The organism is Acidobacteriota bacterium (assembly GCA_040752915.1).
Lineage (GTDB): Bacteria > Acidobacteriota > UBA4820 > UBA4820 > DSQY01 > JBFLVU01.
In genome coordinates this window covers 1-4,971 of record JBFMHB010000114.1, presented here as the reverse complement: position 1 = coordinate 4,971, position 4,971 = coordinate 1, and the positions used below count along the sequence as shown (strand labels likewise).

The 4,971-nt window shown below is 65.3% G+C and carries 6 protein-coding genes; all 6 read left to right on the top strand.

Annotated features, from left to right (window positions below; genetic code table 11):
* Positions 1 to 393, top strand: a 393-nt coding sequence (locus AB1824_13020; protein MEW5765882.1) for a hypothetical protein, incomplete at its 5' end; no start/stop codon positions are given.
* A 19-nt stretch (positions 394 to 412) separates the two neighbouring features.
* Positions 413 to 2,089, top strand: a complete 1,677-nt coding sequence (locus tag AB1824_13015) for an NADH-quinone oxidoreductase subunit M (protein MEW5765881.1) — start codon at positions 413 to 415, stop codon at positions 2,087 to 2,089.
* 9 nt (positions 2,090 to 2,098) lie between these two features.
* Positions 2,099 to 3,607, top strand: a complete 1,509-nt coding sequence (locus tag AB1824_13010; protein ID MEW5765880.1) for an NADH-quinone oxidoreductase subunit N — start codon at positions 2,099 to 2,101, stop codon at positions 3,605 to 3,607.
* Between the two features lie 9 nt (positions 3,608 to 3,616).
* Positions 3,617 to 3,850 (top strand): AtpZ/AtpI family protein, encoded by a 234-nt coding sequence (locus tag AB1824_13005; GenBank protein ID MEW5765879.1) that lies wholly within the window; start codon positions 3,617 to 3,619, stop codon positions 3,848 to 3,850.
* Positions 3,837 to 4,199, top strand: coding sequence for a hypothetical protein (locus AB1824_13000; GenBank protein ID MEW5765878.1), 363 nt, complete (start codon positions 3,837 to 3,839; stop codon positions 4,197 to 4,199). Before AB1824_13005 ends, AB1824_13000 begins: the two co-directional genes overlap by 14 nt.
* Positions 4,200 to 4,201: 2 nt before the next feature.
* On the top strand, positions 4,202 to 4,879 hold the full coding sequence (atpB, locus tag AB1824_12995) for a F0F1 ATP synthase subunit A (GenBank protein MEW5765877.1): 678 nt from the start codon (positions 4,202 to 4,204) through the stop codon (positions 4,877 to 4,879).
* Positions 4,880 to 4,971: the final 92 nt, after the last annotated feature.

Here is a 4,971-nt window from a genome sequence, read left to right as displayed (position 1 = left end):
TGGTACCGGCGGGAGACGGAAACGCCCTCGAAGCTCGCCCTGGCCCTCAAGGCCCCCTACCGCCTCCTCCTCAACAAGTACTTCGTGGACGAGGCCTACTCCGCCGCCTTCATCCGCCCCCTGGTCAAGCTGAGCGAGGGGCTCTGGTGGTGGGACCGGTGGATCGTGGACGGCCTGGTCAACGGCGTCCGGAACCTGACGGTGGGGTCGTCCGTGGGGGCCCTGGCCGTGGACAAGTACGTGGTGGACGGTGCGGGGGTCAACGGCACCGCCGCCGCCTTCCGGTGGGCGTCTCGTCAGAACCGCCGGGTCCAGACCGGCGAGTTCCAGCATTACGCATTGGGGGTCGTGGCAGGATTCCTCCTGCTGATGGTGTGGTACCTGTACCGGTAGCGCGCGCAAGGAGCCAAGGATGCCCTACATTCTATCCATCCTGACGTACATTCCCCTGGCCGCGGCTCTCGTGATCCTCTTCATTCCGAAGGAGAACACGAAGCTGATCAAGTACTTCACCACGGGCGTCTTCCTCCTGGACTTCCTCCTCAGCCTGCCGCTCTGGTTCGGGTGGGACGCCGCCCAGGCCGTTGCCGACGCCAAGCACTCCCTTTGGGTCTTCGAGGAGGGGCCCCACCCGTGGATCACCTCCCTGGGCGCGGGGTACCACTTCGGCGTGGACGGCATGTCCATGCTCCTGGTGCTCCTGACGACCCTTCTGGGGGTCATCGCGGCCTGGTCCTCCTGGACGTACATCCAGAACCGGGAGAAGGAGTACTACATCTGGCTCCTCATCCTTCAGACGGGCATGCTCGGCGTCTTCTGCTCGCTGGACTTCTTCCTCTTCTACGTCTTCTGGGAAGTCATGCTCGTTCCCATGTACTTCCTCATCGGCATCTGGGGAGGGGCGAACAAGCTCTACGCGGCCATCAAGTTCTTCCTCTACACCCTGGCCGGGTCCGTCCTCATGCTCATCGGCATCCTCGTCCTGTACTTCCGGACGCCCGTGGACGCCGCGGGGGTGCATTCCTTCGACCTCGACGTGATCCTCGAACAGGTCGCCCTGAACCCGGCGCTCCAATGGTGGGTCTTCGCGGCCTTCTTCGTGGGCTTCGCCATCAAGGTGCCCATGTTCCCCTTCCACACGTGGCTCCCCGACGCCCACGTGGAAGCCCCTACGGCGGGCTCGGTGATCCTGGCGGGCGTCCTGCTGAAGATGGGAACGTACGGCTTCTACCGCTTCGCCCTCCCCATCCTGCCCGACGCCACCCTGGCCTGGCTCCCCTTCCTGCTGATCCTCTCCATCATCGGCGTCATCTACGGGGCCATGGTCTCCCTCGTCCAGAAGGACATGAAGAAGCTGGTGGCCTATTCCTCGGTGAGCCACCTGGGGTTCTGCATGGCGGGCCTCTTCGCCCTGACGGAGGCCGGAATCAAGGGCTCCATCATGCAGATGCTCAACCACGGGATCTCCACGGGCGGCCTGTTCTTGCTCGTGGGCATCATCTACGAGCGCATGCACACCCGGGAGATCAAGCTCTACGGCGGCCTGGCCAAACTGATGCCGGTCTACGCCGTCTTCTTCATGATCATCACCCTGTCCTCCATCGGCCTTCCGGGACTCAACGGGTTCATCGGGGAAATCACGATCCTCATGGGCGCCTACCACATGCCCGAGTTCCTCATTTTCTCCAAGTCCCTCGTCTTCTTCCTGGTGGCGGGCATGCTCCTGGGCGCGGCCTACATGCTGTGGCTCTACCAGCGGGTCTTCTTCGGCGAGGTCACGAACCCGCACCTCGAGGAGCACGTGAAGGGCAAGGACATGAACGGGCGCGAGTGGGGCTACATGATCCCCCTCGTCCTCCTGGCCCTTTGGATCGGCCTCTATCCGAAGCCGGTCTTCGACAAGATGGACCGGAGCGTCCAGTACCTCATGCAGCGGATGAAACCCGCCGTGGAGCGCGTGGCCGCCGCCAAGGGGGTCGCCGTGCCTCAGGTGACGGCCCCGGCCGCCGCCTCCGAATCCCCGGGCCACGGCGAGTCCGGTGGCCACGCCCAGGAGGCGGGGGAGACCCACGCCGAAGGATCCCACTAGGAGCCGGCCATGCCCGTCCTTCATCCGGAATTCTGGCGCCTCCTGAGCCCCGAATGGGTCCTCGTGGCCTTTGGGATCGTGTTCCTGATCCTCTCGGCCGTGAAGGGAGGCCGCTCCCTGCGCGTGGGCACGGGCGCGCTGGCCCTGGCAGGGTTCCTGGTGGCCCTGGTCCTCACGCTCCAGACCCTGTGGGCGATCCCTCCCGGGGCCCACGTGAGCGCTCTCTCGGGTCTGGACGGAGGCGTGGGCCTTTGGGTGGACGCCTACAGCCAGAGCTTCAAGGTCGTCTTCCTCCTCGGCGCGATCCTGGCCACCTTGCTGTCCTTCAAGCACCTGGACGTCATGGCCGCCTGGACGGGCGAATACTTCACCTTCCTGACCTTCTCTGTTTTCGGCATGATGGTCATGGCCAGCGGGGCGGACCTTCTCACCCTGTGGGTCGGACTGGAAACCATGGCGCTGGCCGTGTACGTGCTGGCCGCCTACCTGCGGCGCGACGAGAAGAGCGTCGAGGGGGCCACCAAGTACTTCCTTCTCGGGGCCTTTTCCTCCGGCCTGTACCTCTACGGGACCTCCCTGATCTACGGCGTCACCGGCACCGTCCACCTGTCCGCCGTGAAGGCCTTCCTGGCCTCCCGGATCCAGGCCGGCGGCCTGGAGTCCCTCGGCTTTCCGCTCGCCGCCGGCGTCGTGATTCTCGCCGCGGCCTTGCTGTTCAAGGCGGCCCTGGTGCCCTTCCACTGGTGGACCCCCGATGCCTACGAGGGGGCGGCGACCCCCATCACCGGCTTCATGAGCGTGGCCCCCAAGGCCGCCGCCTTCGCCATGGCCATCCGGATCTTCGCCGCGGGGCTCCTGCCGCTGTCCGCCACGTGGACGGGCGTCCTCGGTGTGGTGGCCGTCCTCACGATGATCTGGGGCAACGTGGCGGCCATGGTCCAGGACAACGTGAAGCGCATGCTGGCGTATTCCTCCATCGCCCACGCGGGCTACGTGCTCATCGGCCTCGTGGCGTCGGGTCGCACCGCCACGGATCAGGGCATCGAGGCGGCCCTGCTCTACCTGCTGGTCTACGCCTTCATGAACCTGGGCGCCTTCGGTCTCATCCTCTATCTCCAGAGGGAGGGTAGCGCGGGCGATCGCATGGAAGACTTCGACGGCCTGATCCACCGGAGCCCCTGGGCCGCCGTTCTCATGATCTTCTTTCTCCTCTCCCTCGGCGGCATCCCCCCCATGGCCGGGTTCGTGGCCAAGCTGATGATCTTCTACTCCGCCGTGAGCGCAAGCCTCTACCTGCTTGCGGTGGTCCTGGCGGTCACGAGCGTGGTTTCCCTCTACTACTACTTCCGGCTGGTCTACCGGATGTTCCTGAGGGACCCGCAGGCGCTTCCGGCTCCCCGAGCCGGATGGACCCTCGCCGCGGGCTTGTGGATCTGCGGGGCGGCGACCCTCGCCTTCGGGCTCTACGGCCAGCCCCTCATCACCTGGGCCGCGCGCATCTCGCTCCTCGGGCGCTAGGGTGGAGTGATGGCGTCCCCGCTGCGACGCCTCGGCGTCTACCTGGAACTGGTGTACACCTTCCCGGTGACGGTCCTGCTCGGTGCGGGCGGGGGATACCTCGTGGACCGCTGGCTTGGCACGGGCCCCTACGGAGTCCTGGCGGGATTCTTGCTCGGCTTGGCGGCCGCCTTCGTCTACCTCGTGAACATGCTGGGCTCGATCAAGGACAAGGGGGGAAACGGTGGGGATGGAGGCGTTTAGGCGGCGCTACCTGCGGATGGCCGCCGCCGGATGGATCGCCGGCGCCCTGGTTCTGGCCGCCTTCGTTTCTCCGCGTTCCGCCCTGGCCTTCTCCGCCGTCTTCGCGCTGGTGGCGGCGGACTTTCTCTGGATGGCCAGCTCCATTGGAATCCTGCTGGGCGAAAGGCTTCCGACCCGCTCCGAGTGGGTGCGCCTGGCCCTGGGATTGGTCCTGAAGACCCTCTTGCTTGCGGGGGTCCTGTATGCTATTTTGAAGGTCCTGCCTCGGGAATCGCTGGGGGTGGTTCTCGGGATTGGGGGGCCCTTGATGCTCCTGGCCTTGGCCGGAGCCATGCGGACACGAGGCTGACCATGCACGAGATGGATTCCCTCCTCACCATGTTGGTGAACGGGCTGGCGCACACGCACGTCCCGGACTACTTCGTGATGCTGGCCTTCGTCATGGTCGTCTCCCTGGTGGTGGCCTTCGCCGCCACCCGTCGCCTGTCGGTGGAGAAGCCGGGGGTTCTTCAGCAGATCCTGGAACTCGTGGCGGAGGTGGTGGGCAAGTTCCTCGACGATATCATCGGCCACCACGGGCGGAAATTCATGCCCGTGATCGGGACCTTCGCCGTCCTCATCCTCCTGTCAAACCTGATCGGCCTGATCCCGGGTTTCATGCCCCCCACGGGGAGCATCATCGTGACCCTCTCCCTGGCGCTGTGCTCCTTCGTCACCTACAACTTCTTCGGCGCCCGCGCGGCGGGCCTCGGATATCTCAAGCACTTCATGGGGCCGATCCTGCCCATGGCCTTCCTCTTCTTCCCCATCGAGGTCGTCAGCCATCTGGCGCGGCCCATGTCCCTGGCCATCCGTCTCTTCGGGAACATTTTCGGCGACCACCAGGTGGGCGGCGTATTCCTTCACCTGGTTCCCTTCGCCGTGCCCGTCCCCTTCATCCTGCTGGGCATATTCGTCGCGTTCGTTCAGACTCTGGTCTTTATCCTGCTCTCCATGATCTACATCGCGGGGGCGGTGGAACACCACTGAGGGAAGCTCGGTAGCGAAAGGAGGAAGTCCGTGAGGAAAAAGGCACTGACGATTCTGGTGGGAGCTCTGCTCCTGATGTTGGCGGCACCGGC

Bases quoted from the DNA above. Each gene is read 5' to 3' on its own strand.
- AB1824_13015 (MEW5765881.1), top strand. From the start codon at position 413: ATGCCCTACATTCTATCCATCCTGACGTACATTCCCCTGGCCGCGGCT.
- AB1824_13000 (MEW5765878.1), top strand. From the start codon at position 3,837: ATGGAGGCGTTTAGGCGGCGCTACCTGCGGATGGCCGCCGCCGGATGG.
- atpB (MEW5765877.1), top strand. From the start codon at position 4,202: ATGCACGAGATGGATTCCCTCCTCACCATGTTGGTGAACGGGCTGGCG.
- AB1824_13010 (MEW5765880.1), top strand. From the start codon at position 2,099: ATGCCCGTCCTTCATCCGGAATTCTGGCGCCTCCTGAGCCCCGAATGG.
- AB1824_13005 (MEW5765879.1), top strand. From the start codon at position 3,617: ATGGCGTCCCCGCTGCGACGCCTCGGCGTCTACCTGGAACTGGTGTAC.